The sequence below is a fragment of the Bacillota bacterium genome (assembly GCA_029961055.1).
Taxonomy (GTDB): Bacteria; Bacillota; Sulfobacillia; order JAIMAT01; family JAIMAT01; genus JAIMAT01.
Window position 1 is genome coordinate 1 of sequence record JASBVM010000021.1, and the last position, 16,071, is coordinate 16,071.

At 72.9% G+C, this 16,071-nt stretch carries 14 protein-coding genes and 1 pseudogene; 10 read left to right on the plus strand and 5 right to left on the minus strand.

Annotated features, from left to right (window positions below):
• The coding region (locus tag QJR14_06545; GenBank protein ID MDI3317257.1) for a glycosyltransferase at positions 1–950 on the minus strand (950 nt) is incomplete at its 3' end.
• Positions 951–1,298: 348 nt separating this feature from the next.
• Here QJR14_06545 and QJR14_06550 point away from each other — a divergent pair.
• The gene (locus QJR14_06550) at positions 1,299–2,333 is read left to right on the plus strand and encodes a 2-oxoacid:acceptor oxidoreductase family protein (protein ID MDI3317258.1); all 1,035 of its coding nucleotides are present in this window, start codon (positions 1,299–1,301) and stop codon (positions 2,331–2,333) included.
• Positions 2,314–4,602, plus strand: coding sequence for a thiamine pyrophosphate-dependent enzyme (locus QJR14_06555; protein MDI3317259.1), 2,289 nt, complete (start codon positions 2,314–2,316; stop codon positions 4,600–4,602). The genes QJR14_06550 and QJR14_06555 overlap by 20 nt, the downstream gene beginning before the upstream one ends.
• A 144-nt stretch (positions 4,603–4,746) precedes the next feature.
• Here QJR14_06555 and QJR14_06560 read toward each other — a convergent pair whose 3' ends face one another.
• Positions 4,747–5,094, minus strand: coding sequence for a heavy metal-binding domain-containing protein (locus QJR14_06560; protein MDI3317260.1), 348 nt, complete (start codon positions 5,092–5,094; stop codon positions 4,747–4,749).
• Between the two features lie 251 nt (positions 5,095–5,345).
• Here QJR14_06560 and QJR14_06565 point away from each other — a divergent pair, with 251 nt between their 5' ends.
• Positions 5,346–5,960, plus strand: coding sequence for a site-2 protease family protein (locus QJR14_06565; protein ID MDI3317261.1), 615 nt, complete (start codon positions 5,346–5,348; stop codon positions 5,958–5,960).
• Between the two features lie 272 nt (positions 5,961–6,232).
• Here the strand turns inward: QJR14_06565 and QJR14_06570 are convergent.
• Positions 6,233–7,189 (minus strand): annotated as a pseudogene (locus QJR14_06570) (NADPH:quinone reductase).
• Positions 7,190–7,586: 397 nt separating this feature from the next.
• Between QJR14_06570 and QJR14_06575 the strand changes: the two are divergent.
• From QJR14_06575 to QJR14_06590, 4 genes are all read left to right on the plus strand, one after another.
• Positions 7,587–8,864, plus strand: a complete 1,278-nt coding sequence (locus tag QJR14_06575) for an MFS transporter (protein MDI3317262.1) — start codon at positions 7,587–7,589, stop codon at positions 8,862–8,864.
• Between the two features lie 634 nt (positions 8,865–9,498).
• Positions 9,499–9,750 (plus strand): Arc family DNA-binding protein, encoded by a 252-nt coding sequence (locus tag QJR14_06580; protein MDI3317263.1) that lies wholly within the window; start codon positions 9,499–9,501, stop codon positions 9,748–9,750.
• On the plus strand, positions 9,743–10,186 hold the full coding sequence (locus tag QJR14_06585) for a type II toxin-antitoxin system VapC family toxin (GenBank protein MDI3317264.1): 444 nt from the start codon (positions 9,743–9,745) through the stop codon (positions 10,184–10,186). Before QJR14_06580 ends, QJR14_06585 begins: the two co-directional genes overlap by 8 nt.
• A gap of 125 nt (positions 10,187–10,311) precedes the next feature.
• On the plus strand, positions 10,312–10,584 hold the full coding sequence (locus QJR14_06590; protein MDI3317265.1) for a 2-oxo acid dehydrogenase subunit E2: 273 nt from the start codon (positions 10,312–10,314) through the stop codon (positions 10,582–10,584).
• Between the two features lie 105 nt (positions 10,585–10,689).
• On the opposite strand, the gene QJR14_06595 is transcribed toward QJR14_06590, so the two are convergent.
• Together QJR14_06595 and QJR14_06600 are read right to left on the minus strand one after the other, a co-directional pair.
• Complete coding sequence (locus tag QJR14_06595; GenBank protein MDI3317266.1) at positions 10,690–12,270, minus strand: hypothetical protein; 1,581 nt, start codon at positions 12,268–12,270, stop codon at positions 10,690–10,692.
• 239 nt (positions 12,271–12,509) lie between these two features.
• Positions 12,510–13,472, minus strand: coding sequence for an undecaprenyl-diphosphate phosphatase (locus QJR14_06600; GenBank protein MDI3317267.1), 963 nt, complete (start codon positions 13,470–13,472; stop codon positions 12,510–12,512).
• A gap of 260 nt (positions 13,473–13,732) precedes the next feature.
• On the opposite strand from QJR14_06600, the gene QJR14_06605 reads away from it, so the two are divergent.
• The 3 genes from QJR14_06605 to QJR14_06615 all read left to right on the plus strand — a co-directional run.
• Positions 13,733–14,683, plus strand: a complete 951-nt coding sequence (locus QJR14_06605; GenBank protein MDI3317268.1) for an ABC transporter ATP-binding protein — start codon at positions 13,733–13,735, stop codon at positions 14,681–14,683.
• Complete coding sequence (locus QJR14_06610) at positions 14,680–15,849, plus strand: ABC transporter permease (protein ID MDI3317269.1); 1,170 nt, start codon at positions 14,680–14,682, stop codon at positions 15,847–15,849. The genes QJR14_06605 and QJR14_06610 overlap by 4 nt, the downstream gene beginning before the upstream one ends.
• A 3-nt stretch (positions 15,850–15,852) precedes the next feature.
• A partial coding sequence (locus QJR14_06615) for a hypothetical protein (GenBank protein ID MDI3317270.1) occupies positions 15,853–16,071 on the plus strand: 219 nt, incomplete at its 3' end.

Here is a 16,071-nt window from a genome sequence, read left to right on the forward strand (position 1 = left end):
TGGGCGTCGATGGGCCGGCCGGTGCCGCGGGCGGTGAAGTTGCGCGGCTCGAAGCGGGGGAGGCTGGAGGGCTCCAGCAGGCCTCCGTAGCCGCCCTGCCCGCAGATGATCACCGGGCGCGCGGCCGCCATCGCCTCCAGCGCCGAGCGGGCCACGGCCACCACCACCCAGGACCGGACGAGGAGGGAGGGGATGTCCCGGCGCGCACCCAGGACCTCCACCACCGGGTAGCCGGCGCGGCGGGCGGCTTCCTCCGCGGCGCGGCGGACCTCCTGGAGGCGCGTGCCGGCGCCGGCGATGCGGAGCCGGAAGCCGGGGTGGTGCCGGGCCAGCTCCGGCGCCGCCTGGGCCAGGGCGAGCGCCGTGTCGGCGAACTCGCTCAGCCGGCTGACGTGGAGGACGCTCGGGTAGGGGGTCGGGCCGAGGCCGCCCGGCTCGGCCGCCGCGAGGAAGTGCCCGAGCCCGATGCCGTTGGGAATGAGGCGCACCTGGTCGGGGCGCGCCCCCAGGCGGCGGATCAGGTGGTCGCGGACGTCCTCGCTGACGGCGATGGTGGCGTCCCCGAGGACGGTGAAGCGGCGCCAGAACCAGCCGGCGGCGTAGACGCCGTGGTAGGTGGTGACCAGCGCCACGGGCGCGACGCCCCGCCGGCGCGCCTGCTCGGCCACCCAGGCGGGGATGCGGGCGTGGGCGTGGATCAGGTCGTAGCGGCGGCGCCGGAGGAGCGTGCGCAGCTGGCCGACGGCCGCCGCCAGGGCCAGGGGGCTGCGGCGGTCGAGCGGGAGGAAGTGGTGCTCGATGCCCGCCTCCTCCAGTGCCTCGACCAGCGCCCCCCCGGACGAGGCCACCTCGACATCCAGCCCCTTGCGCTTCAGAGCCCCGGCCAGGCTGACCACGTGGGTCTCCGCACCACCGAGTTCCAGCGCCATGGTTGCGAGGAGCACGCGCACGGCCGCCGGTCTGCCTTCTTTCCTGGGGTACTGCCTGTGGCTCCACTGCCCGGGGCCATCACCCCATTAGACTAGCGGATCCGCGCCGGGGTTCCTACGCCGGGTGCGAACGCTTCCCGACGGACTCCCGGAGCCTTCCGACCTCCGGAGCCCCTCCCCGGCGGCGGGGCGCTGTCACCGGTGGCGGCCTCCGTTTCTCGGGCCGGCTCCACTGTTCATGATATGAAACTCCCAGGCGGAGGGACGCCCGAAAACACTGGATGTTTCGGGTGGAGCCGCCTGAAATCATCCCATCTGGTGGTATCGCGGGGGGCGGGGGCTTCCTATGCTCGGGCGGGAGGGGTCCCAATGGAAGACTCGAAGAAGGCGATTCCGCCGGGAGGCTTCGAGCTCCGCCTGGAGTCCATCGGCGGCCTGGGCGCCCACCTGGCCGGGAAGATCCTGGCCGAGGCCGGGGTGCTGGGGGCCGGCCTCGATGGCGCGCACTTCTCCTCGTACGGTTCGGAAAAGAAGGGAACGCCCGTCCGCTCGTACGTCCGGTTCCGCCGGCCCGACCGCCCGCTCCGCCTGACCGAGCCGGTGGAGCAGCCGGATCTGGTGGCCGTCTTCCACGAGGCGCTCTTCCGGACGCAGCCGGTGCTGGCCGGGCTCCGCCCCGACGGCCTCCTCCTGGTCAACACCGCCCGCCCGGAGACAAGCATCCGCCGCGAGACCGGCTGGTCAGGAAGGCTGGCCCGGGTGGACGCCCTGGCCATCGCGGTGGAGGAGAAGACGCGCGTCAACACCGCCATGCTGGGCGCCATGGCCCGGCTCCTGCCCTTCCTCGAGCCGGAGCTGCTCCGCCAGGCGCTCCGCTCCACCTTCGCCAGGAAGCACCCCGAGGTGGTGGAGCCCAACCTCCGCACCTTCGACCGCGGCTACCGCGAGGTGGAGATCTCGGAGCCGGTGGAGACGGCCGATCTGCCTCCGACGCCGGAGCACCTGCTCCGCGCCGGCCGCGAGCCGCGCTGGGGCTACCGGAACGCCCCCATCGGCGGCCTGATCCTGGACCCCGGCAACACCGTGCTCAACGACGTCAGCGCCTATCGGACAGGCTTCCTGCCCGCCTTCGAGCGCGCGAAGTGCATCGACTGCGGTCTCTGCGAGCTGGCCTGCCCGGACTTCGCCATCGTCGGCGAGGACCGCGAGGTCCGCCGCCGCCTGATCCGGGCGGTGGTCGGCGTGGACTACCGGTACTGCAAGGGCTGCATGCGCTGCGTGGCCGTCTGCCCGACGGGGGCGCTGGTCCGCTTGCGCGAGGAAGAGGGCTACGCCGCCGCCCACCGGGTGGCGCGCTTCCCCCACCTGGAGGAGGTGGCCCTCCATGGCCATCGGCAAGGTTGACGCGGCCCGGCGCCGGGAGCGCGTGGAGCAGCGCCGCGCCTTCCTGAGCGGCAACGAGGCGGCCGCCGAGGCGGCGCGCCAGATCGACTTCCACGTGATGGGCTACTTCCCCATCACGCCCTCGACCGAGATCCCCGAGAACATCGACGCCATGTACGCCGAGGGCGAGCACCACATCCGCATGATCCCCGCCGACGGCGAGCACGGGGCGGCCGGCATCTGCTTCGGCGCCGCGGTGGGCGGCGGGCGGGTGCTCAACGCCACCTCGGCGCAGGGGCTGCTCTTCTCGCTGGAGGAGCTGCCCGTCCAGGCGGGGCTCCGCCTGCCCATGGTGCTCAACCTGGTGACGCGGACGGTGAGCGGGCCGCTCGACATCCACGGCGACCACTCCGACCTCTACTACACGCTGAACACGGGCTGGCTGATCCTCTTCGCCCGCGACCCGCAGGCGGTCTACGACATGAACCTGCTCGCCGTCCGGCTGGGCGAGCACCCGGAGGTCCGGCTGCCGGTGATCGTCGCCCAGGACGGCTTCTTCACCAGCCATCAGAAGCGGCCGCTCCACCTCCTCCCGGACGAGGCCGCCCGCGCCTTCGTCGGCGAGCCCGAAGACAGGGTGGGGGCGCTCGACCCGCGCCACCCGGTGACCGTCGGCGCGTACATGAACGAACCCGACCAGATCCAGAACAAGATGCAGCTCCACTTGGCCATGGAGGCGGCGCGCCGCGTCCTGCCCGGGCTCTGGGAGGAGTACGCGCGCCTGACCGGCCGCCGCTACGGCTTCGTCGACGCCTACCGGACGGAGGACGCCGAGGCGGTCGTCGTCCTCCTCGGCTCGGCGGCAGAGACGGCGAAGGATGCGGCGGACGCGCTGCGCGAGGAAGGCTTCCGCGTCGGCGTCCTGACGCTCGACGCGCTCCGGCCCTTCCCCGCGGAGGAGATCGCGCGGGCGCTGGCCGGGGCCGGGGTGGTGCTGATCGGCGACCGGGCCGACAGCTACGGCTCCGGTGGCGGCAACCTGGCCCACGAGGTGCGGGCGGCGCTGCAGCAGGCGGGCGAGACCCCGCTGACCCTCAGCCGCATCTACGGCCTCGGCGGCCGCGACTTCACCCGCGCCGACGCGCGCCACCTCTTCCTGGAGGCGCTGGAGGCGAGGAGGCGGCCCGGCTCGGTGCCGGTCTTCGACTACCACGGCGTGACGCCGGGCGATCCCGCACTCCGGCCCGAGCCGGTCCTGCCCCCGCTGGGCGAGGAAGAGGTGAGCCCCCACCTGGTGAAGGTGGAGCAGGACGAGACGACGGGCCGCCTCAAGGTGAAGGTTCCCCCGCTGGCGGAGCTGAACCGCGCGCCGGCGCGGATCGTGCCGGGTCACGGGGCCTGCCCGGGTTGCGGCATCTTCCCCGCCGTCAACGGCTTCCTGCGGGCCCTCGACGGGGACGTGGTCCTCCTCTTCCAGACCGGCTGCGGCGAGGTGGTCTCCACCCCCTACCCCAGGAGCGCCTACCGGGTCACCTGGGTGCACAACCTCTTCCAGAACGGCGCCGCCACCCTCTCGGGCCTGGTGGAGATGTTCCACGAGCGCCAGCGCCGCGGCGAGATCCCCGCCGACCGCCGGCTCACCTTCGTCATGGTCTCGGGCGACGGCGGCATGGACATCGGCATGGGCTCCGCCATCGGGGCGGCGCTCCGCGGCCACGGGATGATCGTCCTGGAGTACGACAACGAGGGCTACATGAACACGGGCAGCCAGCTCTCCTACTCGACCCCGCTCGGCCATCAGACGTCGACCAGCGGCGTGGGGCCGGCGGAGTTCGGCAAGGGCTTCCAGCACAAGGACACGCCCCAGATCATGGCCGCCACCCACATCCCGTACGTCTTCACCGGCTGCGAGGCCTTCCCGCAGGACCTCGCCGCCAAGGCGGCCAAGGCGCAGTGGTACGCCGACCACGGTGGCTTCGTCTACGGCAAGCTGCTCTCGTCCTGCCCGCTCAACTGGCGGATCGGCGACGACGCCGGGCCCGCGGTGCTGAAGGCGGCGGTCGACTCCTGCTTCTTCCCGCTCTACGAGGTGGAGCGGGGGAAGACCACCCTCACCTACGACCCCGAGGCGCACGGCCGTCGCATCCCGGTGGAAGAGTGGCTGAAGAGGATGGGGAAGAGCCGCCATCTTCTCGAGGAGCCGGGCCGGGCGACGCTCCGCGCCTTCGCCGACGAGGTGGAGCGGCGCTGGCGGCGGCTGAAGGCGATGCACGAGAGCCCCTGGCTCTGAGCGGAGCGCGACAGGGAAGTCGGCGCCGGCGGAAGTCGAGATCGGATGACCAAGGGCAGGCGGTCCGCCGCGAGGCGGACCGCTCCCGCTTCTCACCGGCCCCCCCACAGCTTCCGGGGGGCCGCCCGCGAACGGACGAGATGCCTAGGCGAGCCGGACAGGCTGCGCCTCTGCCGGCTCGGGCTCCACCACCACGGCGGTCCCGTAGGCCAGGACCTCGGTCATGTTCTGGGCCAGCTCGGAGGAGTCGAACCGCGCGCCCAACACGGCGTTCGCTCCCAGGCCGGCGGCGTGCTGTCGGAGCCGGTCGACGGCATGCATGCGCGCGTTGTTGAGCATGTCGGTGTACTCGGGGATCTCCCCGCCACCCAGCGAGCGGAAGGCGGCGGAGATCTGGTAGCCGATGCCGCGGCTGCGAACCACCAGCCCCCACGTCAGCCCCAGCGTCTTGACCACGCGGTAGCCCGGCAGATAGGGCGTGCTGACCACCATCACCTGATCGGGCTGGACCTCGTCTACCACGGCGCCGCCTCCTCCTACGAGAGTCCCTTCGCCTTCCGCCACCAGCCTACCGGAAAGCAGGGTCCGAGGCGCGCGCTCCCGCGAGCGCCCCGCGTGCGGCGGACGCGCCACGCCGCGACCGCCGGCACCGCTGCCGAGGCACCGTCGGGACGGCGTGGGGGAGACAGGAATCCCGCAGGCGCGACGAAGAACATGCTTGGGAGAGAGGCGGGTGGAGGCCGATGCTGACCGGAATCGACCTGCGGACGATGCTTCTGGCGCTGCCGGGCCTTCTGCTGGGTCTGGTGCTCCACGAGTTCGCCCACGGGTGGACGGCCGACCGCCTGGGAGATCCCACGGCGCGCCACGCGGGCCGGCTCACCCTCAACCCGCTGGCGCACCTCGATCCGATCGGCACCGTCCTGCTTCTCCTCTTCGGCTTCGGCTGGGCGCGGCCGACGCCGGTCAACCCGTTCAACCTGCGCTCGCCCCGCCGGGATGACGTCCTGGTCACTGCTGCCGGTCCCGCCGCCAACCTGCTGGTCGCCTTCGCCGCGCTGCTGGCCTACCGGCTGCTTCCTGGGGCATGGGCGGAGGTAGGCGGCACAGCGCTCTCCACGGTCGCCGCGATCAACGTCTACCTGGCCGTCTTCAACCTGATTCCCGTCCCGCCGCTGGACGGTTCGCACATCCTGGCCGGGCTGATCGGCCTGCCGCCGGAGAGGAGCCTCCAGTTCCAGCAGGTCGGCTCGATGCTCCTCCTCTTGCTGGTGGCGACGCGCTGGGTGGGCCGGGTGCTGTCGCCGGTGGCGGGTTGGGTGCTGGGGCAGCTGGCCAGAGCGGCGGGGCTGGGATGAGGACCGCGCCGCCTGTGCCCGGCGTCGCGCCGAGGGCCGGCGACGGGACAGGACCAGCCCGGAGCGCCGGGGGAGCCACACCCTCGTCCCGCCCCGAGAGGAGGGACGGAGGGACCTTGAAGTCGCGACCAGGTGACCACAGCGGTTGACGGGCGGCGTCGGCAACGCACAAGTGCCCGCTTGAGGTCATGGATGCCGAGGGGAGCGTGCCCGCCGTCATGGCGGCGGAGGCGACAGGCGGCCGGAGTGACGCTGCTCAGGAAGCGGATCTCCAGCACCAGCTTGCCGACGGCGCCCGGTTCCAGCACGATCTCGTGGGCCCGCGCCGCCCCGGAGAGCGGGAGGCGCCGTCCCACGCGCGGGCGGAGGGTCCCGGCGCGGAGCGCGGCGCCCAGCCCCTCCTGGATCCGCCGGTACTCCTCGCGCGGCGTGTGGAAGAGGCTCAGGGCGACGATGGCGCCGCCGCTGTTCATCAGGTCGCGGGGGTTGACCTCCACCGGGCCCCGGGAGCCGACGACCACCACCCGGCCACCCGGCGCCAGGAGGGGCAGGTCGCGCCCCAGGTTCACGTGGGCCGCCATCTCCAGGATCAGGTCGAAACCGCGCCCGCCGGTCGCCTCCCGCGCCTCGTCCAAGGCGTCGTGAGGAAGCGCCGCCTCGACCCCCAGCTCCTCGACCAGCGCCCGCCCGGCCTCGCTCCCGGCGGTGCCCACCACGTGCATCCCGGCCGCCCGGGCCAGCTGGGCGGCTGCGGAGCCGACGGCGCCGCTGGCGCCGTGGACCAGGACCCAGTCGCCGGGCCGCCCGCGGCCGACAAAGTGGAGGGCGCGGAAGGCGGTGGTGGCGGGGATGCCCAGGGCCGCGCCTTCGGCGAAGCCGACGGTGTCGGGGAGCGGCCAGGCTTCCTCCCCGTCGACCACGGTCGCCTCCGCGTAGGTGGCGGCGCCGCCGGGCAGTCGGATGCCGGCGATGTAGACGCGGTCGCCGGGGGAGAGGCGGCGGACGCCTTCGCCCACTTCCTCGACCAGCCCGGCCCCGTCGAAGCCCGGCGTATAGGGCAGCTCCGGCAGTCGGGCGTACCGGCCGGAGCGGATGTAGGCCTCCACCGGGTTGACGCCGGCGGCGCGGAGGCGGACGAGAACCTGGCCGGGCCCGGGACGGGGGTCGGGGACCTCCTCCAGCCGGAGGACCTCCGGGCCGCCGAACTGGTGGACACGGATGGCTTTCACGCGGCATGATCCTCCTCTGCAGGCTTGGGAGCCACCTGCCGGCAGAATGCTACCAGGCGGCGGCTGCCGAAGGATGATCCCCCGGAGCAGCCGAGTGTGACCCGTCAGGCGAGGCGTCTCCGAAGGAGCCGCTCCGCAGCCTGGAACCGCGGCGCCAGCCCAGGCGAGGTGGGTTTCCAGCCGCATGCCGGCACTTCCTCCGCCGGGGGCCGCGGGGGCGGCCGCCTGCACCCACGCGCCCGCTCCGGCCCTGGCACGGTGCCACCCCTGGTGCACATCGATCCCGGACGCGGACGGCAATGGACGGCGAGGGAGGACGGTGCTAGCCTATAGTTTGATCGTCAAATTAGGTTATCCATTCATTCCTGGCTCGGCGAGGCTCAAAGGGGTGTGGGATTTGCTGCGTCGCTTTCCGGGCGCCGTCTGGGCGACGGCCTTCGGCGTGCTCATCGCGTTCATGGGGATCGGGGTGGTCGACCCCATCATGCCCCTCATCGGCCGCGCCATGGGCCTTTCCACGGCGCAGGTGGAGTGGCTCTTCACGAGCTACATCGCCGTGATGTCGCTGGCCATGCTGGTCTCGGGCGTGCTGGCCACACGCTGGGGCGCCCGGCGGGTGCTTCTCACCGGCCTGCTGCTGGTGGTGGTCTTCGCCACCGCCAGCGGCTTGGCTCCCGGCATCGGGCCCCTCGCCCTCTTCCGCGGCGGCTGGGGCCTGGGCAACGCCTTCTTCACGTCCACCGCCCTCTCCATCATCACGGGCGCGGCAGGCAGCGCCGGGATCGCCTCCGCGGTGACGCTGTACGAGTCGGCGATGGGCCTGGGAATCGCCTCGGGGCCGCTGCTGGGCGGCTTGCTGGGGAGGATCCGCTGGCAGATGCCCTTCTTCGGAACCGCGGCGTTGATGGCGGTGGCACTCGTGCTCACCCTCGTCCTGGTCCGCGAGACCGGGCCGAAGGAGAGGCCGCGCTCTCCCTCGGACATCTTCGGTGCCCTCCGCCATCCCGCCGTCCTGACCAACGCGCTGGCGGGGCTCGCCTACAGCTACGTCTTCTTCACGATCCTGGCCTACTCGCCCACCACGCCGGCGCTGGCGGGGCTCGGGGCCACCGGGATCGGCCTGGCCTTCTTCGGCTGGGGCATCCTGCTGGGCCTCTCCTCGGTCATCGTGGTCAACTGGCTTCGTCCGCGGCTCGGCCCCGTGCGCATGCTCCTTTTGAATCAGCTGGCCCTGCTCGCGGTGGTCCTGGCGGCCGCCCTGGTTCCGCAGGCCACCCTGGTCTGGGTGGTCGTCCTCTCCGGAATCTTCTGCGGCATCGCCAACGCGCTCTTCACGACGCTGGCCATGGAGGTCTCACCCTTCTCGCGCTCGATCTCCTCCGGCACCTACAACTTTGTCCGCTGGGCGGGGGCCGCCCTGGCACCCGTCCTGAGCGGGGTCCTGCGCGAGGCGTATGGGGTTCAGACCCCGTTCTGGGTGGCGGCGGCGGTGCTGGTGGCCGGTGTCGGGGTCCTCTTCCTGAGGCGCGGCGTGCTCGTCGAGGCGCTGGCGCTCCAGGGGGCGACGGAAGGCGGCGTGGACACCGCGGAGTCGCTCCGCGGCCGCGAGCTGCCCGGCCACCGGAAAGCCGACCTGGGACCGGGGGAACCGTCGGAGCCCTCGTCGGCTCCGTAGCGCCGTAGCCCGGCCGCCCTCTTCGTGCTATCCGCTCCCGCCCGTGCGGGCCCGGGCGTCCTCGAAGGCGCCTTGCGGGAAGACGGCGTCGGCGCCAGGGAGGCGACCAGCTCCCGGCCTTCCTGGGTCCCTCCCGTGCCCGCCACGTGCATGCCGGCCCCCTCGGCCAGCTGTACCGCCACGCCCGCCCCGTCGAAGCCCGGGGTGTACGGGAGAGCGGGCAGACGGCCGTACTGGCCGGCCCGCAGGTAGGTCTCCACGGGGATGGACGCCCGCGGCGTGCAGGCGGACGCGCACCTGGCCGGCGGACGGCCGCGGTTCGGGCACCTCCTCCAGGCGCAGGACCTCGGGAGCACCGAAGTTGTGGACACGGATGGCCTTCATCGAGCGCGGGCCTCCTCGTCGATCAGGGTTTCTTCCATGACAAGCGGACGAAGTCTCCACCCGGACGCCGACGCCAGGGCGTGCGGGGATCCTTCCTGGATCCCGGCGTTGCGGACGCGGTTCCGCAGCACCGCCCGACGAAGCGCCCCCATTCGTATCGGACGACAAGAGACGTCCGCGCGTGTGCTGCGTATTCGTATCAGGAACTGGTACCATGCTCATGGTAGGACGGTCACATAGGGTGAGGATGGTGGCAACAGCCAATATCCGCATGCCTGACGAGATTTACGCGCGTCTCAAGGCCCGAGCCCAGGCCGAGGGCCGCTCGATCAACGAGCTGGCGGTCGAGATCCTCGACCGCGAGAGCCGGCGCTGGGCGGCACGACGGGCGCTCGAGGAAGGCAGGCGCCTCCGCGAGGAGATCCGAGCCCGGCATGGCGAGTTGCCCGACTCCGCGCCGGAGATCCGGCGAGATCGGGAGGAGCGCGCGGGCGGTGCCTGAGACGATCTGTCTCGACGCAAGCGTCGTAGCCAAACTCTTCCTTCCCGAGCCCGGGAGCGAGGACGCGGAGAGACTCTTCCAGAGAGCATTGGACACCGGCATCGTCCTGGTCGCGCCGACTCTCCTCGTGGTCGAGGTGATGTCGGTTTTCCGCAAGCAGGCGCGTCGCGGCCACCTCACGCTCGAGCAGGCCGGCGCGGCGGCGCGGTCGCTTCTCGACCTTCCGATCGAGGAAGTCGCTGGCCGTGAGATCCACGAACGTGCATGGCGATTGGCCGGCGACCTGGACCTGCCGGTGGTGTACGACGCGATGTACCTGGCCGTGGCCGAGGCGCGCGGCGCTGTTCTCTGGACCGCCGACAGGTTGCTCTTCGACAAGGCGATGCAAACGGGTTACGTCCGGTTCCTGGGTCGCGACCCTCTCGGCATGTCATGACTCCGGTCGGGGTGCCCGCACCGGGGACGTCTCGTCCCGCGAGAGGACCATGATCACCGTGACGGCGCGGCCGCCATGGCCGCCCCGGCCACCGTCGATAGCGGCCCAGGCCAGCGGGTCGCCCAGTGGACGCCGAAGAGGCCGGGTTCACCCTGACCAACCTGGGCATGTACCGGGTGGACGGGTTCACGCCCATCCTGAACGCGCCGCAGATCGCGACCTTGGGGGCGGGGCGGATCGCGCCCGAGGCGCGGGCCTTCGACGATGGCCGCATCGAGGCGCGGCCGGTCCTTCACCTGTCGCTCACCTTCGACCACCGCGCCGTCGACGGAGCGCCCGCGGCAGCCTTCCTGGACAGGTTGGTGCGCCGGTTGGAGGGCGCGGAGGGGCTCGAGTAGGCGGGTCCGCCGCCTGGCGGCCGTCGGGGGGAAGTCAGGCAGGGGTCTCACGGGCCGGCAGGCCGGGCGCAGGGACTGCCGGCCCCGCAGGACGCGCGGCCAGGCTCAGGGGCGCTCCCCCCGCTTGGCGGTCGCGGCCGCGGCCCCACTCGAGGAGCGCGGCGCTCCCCCCGGCTTCCTCCCCGTGTACAGGTGGGCACCCGCGAAGAGCAACGCGGCCAGCAACCATCCCGAGGCGTAGGAAGGCGCCGCTCCCCATCCGACCCGGGGCGCGTGCATCACGCCGAACCAGGCGAAGACCGAGCCCAGCACCGCCCAGGCGCCGGCGGCGTCGAAGCGGCGGTCGATCAGCTCGGTGATCACGGCCGCCGTCACCAGCACGATGAGGAGGAAGCCGTCCGCCAGCCCCCCGGCCGCCCGCCAGTAGACCGCCTTCTCCAGGACCGCGCGGACGTGGGGTGCCTCCGGGTCGATGTGGAGAGCGGTCAGCGCCGAGCTGAGCGGCGAGGTGACCAGGTAGCCGGCCGGGACCAGGAGCCCGAAGAGGAGGGCGGGGTAGTACTTCCTGTCCATGGCGCCGAGGGCGGTGTTGCCCACCTCCACCGCCACCCAGGCGGTGATGGCGGCCAGGATCGGCCAGGGGAAGAGTTCGGAGCCGAACCAGCCGAGACCGGCCACGGTCAGCGCCAGGTAGACGACGGGCGTCCAGAGCTGGAAGGCGGTGCGGGCTCCCAGCTTTTTGAAGGGCGGCTGAAGCGAGTAGATCAGGTTGGTGACGGGCGAACCGGCCAGGCCCCCCACCACGTTGGCCGCCCCGTCGGCCGCCAGCGCCCAGCGGACGTCGTAGCGGTCGCCGGTGGTGTCCGAGGCCTCGACGGCTGCCACGTCCTGGACAATCTGGTAGAGCGCCACGGGCAGGATGACCGAGAAGTACGGGAGGACGCGGAAGAGCGCCTCCAGGGGAGCGGGGGAGACGATCCAGGGCGCGGTGGGGTGGAGGCCCTGCCAGACCGGCCGGTGGTAGCCCACCGCCACGGCGAGGACCAGCGGGATCCACCAGACCACCAGGAAGCCCGGGATCCGCCAGCGGGTGAAGGGCAGGTCGGCGTAGAGGCCGACGAAGACCAGGGCCAGCGCCACCAGGCCGACGACGGGCTGGTCGAAGAGCCGGATCAGCAGGACCATGCCCAGGTAGGTGTACATGCCCGCCCCGAAGACCGTCATCACCGCCGGCCGCGGGATCCCGCGGCGGAGGAGGCGGCCGAAGGGCGCGGCCACCAGCTTGAGCAGCCCGGTCCAGACGGTGGCGGCGGCACCCATGGCCCAGGCGAGAAGCGGGTCGTGGCTTGTGCGGTAGACCGGCAGCATGATGGAGAGCGTGTAGGCGATCATGGCCGGCACGTTGCTCCCGTAGACCTGAGCCGTCACGTCGTTCCGCCTCTCGCGCGCGCCGAGCTTCAGCGCCATGCCCAGCATGGCCAGCGCGCCCAGGGCGAAGCCGAGCGCGCTCCCCGGCAGCATCCGGCCCACGGCCAGCGAGCGCGGGAAGCCCATCTCCACCAGAAGGAAGACGGGGATCGCGGCCTGCGCCACGTTGAACCCGAGCTCGATGACGAAGCCGTCCACGTCGCCCCGGCCCGGTCGCGTCCATGCCGGCAGCCTCTTGAACCCGCCCGCTTCCGCCATCGCTCTCGCCACCCCGGGCTAGGTTGCGCCCCGGGGAGAGGCGGCACTCGTGCGGACCGGCTCCCGCTCTTTTCGCGCGGCGGCGGGAGAGGGGACGGCTTTGCCTCCGCCTGGCTGAACGTTCGCCTGTCCGGCGCTCCGCGGAGATCCGTCCGGAACCCGGAAAACAAGTACGCTCCCGTGCTCCGGCGTGTGAGCGAGTGGTTCCCGCTCGCTGCCGAGAGAACCCGCCATGTTCTTCAGCCGCGAAGAACCAGCATCAAAAGGGAGACCAGCCCCGCCGCCGCGGAGTAGACCGCGAAAGGCCAGAGCGTTCCGGTCCGGAAGTAGCGCGAGAGCCAGCGGACGCTCACGTAGGCGGCCACGCCCGCCACGAGGCCGCCCAGGAGAGCCGCGCCCAGGGCGCCGTGCGCGTGGAGGAGCTTCGGCACCTCGAGCAACCCGGCGGCCAGGATCAGCGGAGCGCTGAGCAAGTAGGAGTAGGTGGCCGCGGTCAGCCGGGAGAGCCCCGCCCCCAGCCCGGCCGTCATCGTCACGCCCTCGCGGGAGAAGCCGGGCAGGAGCGCCAGCACCTGGGTCACCCCCACCCAGAGCGCCTCGCGCAGGCCGAGCCGGTCGATGGCCATCTCGGCGTCGGGCAGGCGGGTGCTGACGGCGCCCGCGCTCCTGGAGAGGGCGGGCGGGTCGCCCCCCGCCGCCAGCCGGGCCCCGGCGGCGTCCGGGCCGGCGGCGCTCCCCTCGGCGCTCCCGCGCCCGGCCCGGCGGGCGTGGAGCCACTCGCCCAGCCCCAGGGCGCCGCCGTTCAGCACGAGAAAGACCGCCGCCAGCTGGGGCGAGGCGAAGAGGCGGGCCACCGGCTTCTCCAGGAAGAGGCCGAGGAGGCCCGTGGGGACGACGCCGACGACGACGAGCCAGGCGAGCCAGGCGGCCGGGTCGCTCTCCGGCCGCGCCAGGCTGCGGCGGCCGAGGCTGCGGAAGAACCCCCGGACCACTTCGACCCACGTGCGCCAGTAGAAGGCGATCAGCGCCGTCGCGGTCCCCAGGTGGAGCATGACCGCGAACGGCAGGAAGCTCGGCGCCGCCTGGTCGATCCGCCAGCCCGCGAGGGTGGGGAGGATGACCAGGTGGCCGAGGCTCGAGACCGGAAAGAGCTCCGTCACGCCCTGGAGGAGACCCAGGAGGACCGCCTGGAGCGCGCTCATCGACCCGCCTCCGCCTGCGGCCGGGGGCGTCGCCCCCTCGCCGCCGTTCTCGCCAGGAAGCGTACTGCGAACAGCTCTCGGCGCATAGCGCGCGGCCCCTCCACCCGGGCGCCCCCGGCGCCCCCGGCGGCCCCTGGCGGCCTCGCCGGCCGGCGGGGCCAAGAGGTGACCGCGGTCACTGGTGGCCACCTCCCGCCTCCGCCTAGGCTCGAGTCGCGAGGAAAGCCGGGGAGTCGCCGGCAGTGGGGAGGGGGATGACGATGCCGATCCTCGAGGTCGACCGTCTCGTCAAGCGCTTCGGCAACGTGACCGCGGTCGACGAGGTCTCCTTCGAGGTCCAGCCGGGCGAGCTTTTCGGCCTTCTGGGACCGAACGGCGCCGGCAAGACCACGACGCTCGCCTCGATCGCCGGTCTCCTGCGCCCCGACGGCGGCAGGATCGTGGTGGACGGCCATCCCGTCGACCGCGAGCTGCTCGAGGCCCAGCGGGTCCTGGGCGTCGTCCCGCAGGAGATCGCGCTCTACGAAGACCTCTCGGCCGGGGAGAACCTGCGCTTCTTCGGCCGGCTGAAGGGCCTGGGCGGCGCGGAGCTGGCCCGGCGCGCCCGGGAGGTGCTGGAGCTGGTGGGGCTTCTGGACCACGCCCGCCAGCGCGTCTCGAGCTTCTCGGGCGGGATGAAGCGGCGGCTGAACATGGCCGTGGGGCTGATCGGGGGGCCGAAGCTGCTCCTCCTCGACGAGCCCACGGTCGGCGTCGATCCGCAGTCGCGGCGGCACATCCTGGACTCGGTGGCCGAGCTGGCCCGGCAGGGGATGGCCGTCCTCTACACGAGCCATTACATGGAAGAGGTCGAGTACCTCTGCCGCCGGATCGCCATCGTCGACCACGGCCGCGTCATCGCCCAGGGGCCGCTGGAGCAGGTGCGCGCCCTGGCCGGGGAGGCGCCGGTCATCCGGGTGCGGCTGGAGGGGGCGCTTCCTGAGGCGAAGGTGGCCGAGCTCCGGTCGCGGTTCGACGGGCAGCTGAGCCTGGACGACCGGGAGCTCCGCATCCTCCTCAGCCAGGGCAGCGCGCGCGTCGGCGAGACGATCAGCTGGCTCGAGGCGCTGGGCCTGCCCATGGAGGGGCTGCGGCTGGAGACGCCGGACCTGGAGACGGTCTTCCTGGCGCTCACCGGCCGCGAGCTGCGCGACGGGGGTGGCGAGGGATGAGGCGGCTGGGTCGCTGGCTCTGGACCGCCTGGCTGCCGCTCCGGGTGATGGCCGTCGATGCGACGGCGCTGCTCCTTCTCGTCGTCGCCCCCCTCGCCCTGGTGGCGGTGCTCGGCTTCAGCCTCGGCCCCCTCTTCAGCGGGAAGACGACCTCCCCCGTCCCGCACCGTGTCGTCCTGTTGGTGCCGGCCGGGGAGAGCCGTCTGGCGGAGGCCTTCCGGCAGGCGCTGGAGCAGGCCCCCGACGGCGACCTGCGCGTGGAGAGCCGCCGGGCCGCGACGCCGGCCCGGGATCGGGCCGTGGACGAGCTCCGCCTGGGCCTCGTGGACGCGGTGGTGGACCTCTCGCCCGCCGGCTCCGGGAAGCCGGTCGACGTCCTGGGCGATCCCACCCGGGTGGGCACCCGGGTCGTGCAAGGCGTGGTGCGCGAGGTCGCCCGGGCGGTGGCTGCCGGGGAAGGGGGCCGCGGCGCGACGGCTTCGCCGGCGACGGCGGCGACGCCCGGCGCGGGAGCGCAGGGCTCGGGGCAGGAGGAAGAAAAGGGCAGGGTCCCGGTACTGCCCGCCCTCGACTACTACGCCATCGGCATGGGCGTCTTCTTCCTCCTCTTCGCCGCCAACTCCGCCGCCTCCGAGTGGCTGGTGGAGCGGAAAAAGGGTATCTACGCGCGCGTCCGCACGGCCGGGGTGGGACGGAGCGCCTACTTCCTGGCGCGCTTCGCCGGGGCGGCGCTGGTCGGCGTCGTCTTCATGGTCATCCAGGCCGCCGGCACCCGCCTCCTCTTCGGCGTCCACTGGGGCGACCCGCTGGCCTGGGCCGCGCTGACGGTGGCCGGGGCGGCCATGGCGGCCGGCCTCGCCACGGTGATCATGGTCCTCTCGCGGGACGAGACGTCCATGGGCTTCGTGGGGGCGGCGTTCTTCAACGTGATCGGGTTCCTCGGGGGGTCGATGATGCCGGCCTACGTCTTCCCCGGCTGGCTCGACCGCATCTCGGGGTGGCTTCCCAACCGCTGGCTTCTGGACGCGTACGGCCGGCTGCACCGGGGCTCGGGCTTCGCGGCGATCTGGCCCGAGGCGGGCTGGCTCGTCGCGGCCGCCGTGGGCCTGTTGGCGGTGGCCGTCCTGGTCGACCGGGCGGCGGCCCGCCGCGCGGGGGAGGTGTGAGGCGTGGCCTCGAGGAGCGAGCGTTCGTCGCCGGCAGGCGGCTGGCGGAACGTCCTGGCGATCGCGGGGCGCCAGACGAGCCAGAACTTCCGCCACGTCCAGAGCGTGATCTTCATGTTCGTCCTTCCGCTGGCCTTCGGCCTTCTCTTCGGGCGGCTCCTGAACGTCGGCGGCGACGCGGCTTCGGACCGCTGGGTGCGGGTGGTGATGCCGGGGGTCTCC